At 67.0% G+C, this 1,110-nt stretch carries 2 protein-coding genes; both read left to right on the top strand.

Annotated features, from left to right (window positions below; translation table 11 throughout):
- Positions 1-76 precede the first annotated feature (76 nt).
- Complete coding sequence (locus B0I29_RS45055; protein ID WP_111655316.1) at positions 77-544, top strand: nuclear transport factor 2 family protein; 468 nt, start codon at positions 77-79, stop codon at positions 542-544.
- 62 nt (positions 545-606) lie between these two features.
- On the top strand, positions 607-1,110 hold a 504-nt coding region (locus tag B0I29_RS45050; protein ID WP_111655317.1), incomplete at its 3' end, for a TetR/AcrR family transcriptional regulator.

Here is a 1,110-nt window from a genome sequence, read left to right as displayed (position 1 = left end):
CACCGGGCTCGCGCTTCCCAGCTGGGACACCACCCGGTACGTTAGTGATAGGTCAACCACTAACAAAGGAACGCGCATGACTGACACCCAGGTTTCCGCGCAGCAATCCGTCGCCGAACGCGCTATCGCCGAGCACATCCGGCTGGTGTCATCCGGGCAGATCGACGAGTGGATCGACCTGTTCGCCCCGGACGCGGTCCTCGAGTTCCCCTTCGCCCCGACCGGTGTTCCCGGCGCGGTCCAGGGACGCGACGCACTGATCGCCCACATGAACAACTTCCCGAAGACCTTCGACGTGAAGTTCGTGGACCTGGTCTTCCACCAGAGCACCGAACCGACCAAGGCGATCGCCGAATTCCGGTCGACGGGACGAGCGGTAACCACCGGCAAGCCCTACGAGCAGACCTGCATCTCCGTGGTCTACACCGACGCGGCGGGCCGGATCACCCGCTACGTCGACTACTGGAACCCGCTCGTCGCCATCGAGGCCCTGACCCCCGGCACAGACGGGGCCGGCGCGGACCAGGTCGCGTTCGGCAGCTGACGGAGTCCGGTGCGGCGCGGGGCACCGGCCCCGCGCCACACCGGCGTGATTGACTGTCGGTCATGCCCGCCCCCGGCTCCCGCGAGAAGAGCGACAAGCGCCGCCAAGCCGTCCTGGAAGCCGCGGTCTCGTGCTTCGCCCGCAAGGGCTTCTACGGAACGACGACGAATGAAATCGCCGAACGCGCCGGCATCTCGCAGCCGTACCTCTACCGCCTGTTCGCCAACAAACAGACACTCTTCGCTCACGCCGTCTTCCACGTGTCCGAGCTGATGACGACCACCATCGCCGCCCACATCGCCGAGGCCGGCCCCGCACCACAGCCGCCGGAGTCGAATCTCCGCACCGCCCGGTCCGCCTACGGCTCCCTGATCCAGGACCGCGAGGTGCTGCGATTCCTCATGCACGCCAACTGCGCGGCCGACGAACCCCTCGTCGGTGACGCCGTGCGGTGGTGCTACGCCAAACAGGTCGAACTCATCAGCGAACTCCTCGGATCCGACGAGGCTGTCCGGCAATGGTTCGGCGCCGGCATGCTCGAGAACGTCACGCTCGCCCTGGGCCTC

Source organism: Actinoplanes lutulentus (genome assembly GCF_003259845.1).
Classification (GTDB): domain Bacteria; phylum Actinomycetota; class Actinomycetes; order Mycobacteriales; family Micromonosporaceae; genus Actinoplanes; species Actinoplanes lutulentus.
Note: the sequence above shows the minus strand (reverse complement) of the source record. Positions and strands in the feature narration are given on the sequence as shown.

Coding starts and splice junctions, on each gene's coding strand:
- B0I29_RS45055 (WP_111655316.1), top strand. CDS start 77: ATGACTGACACCCAGGTTTCCGCGCAGCAATCCGTCGCCGAACGCGCT.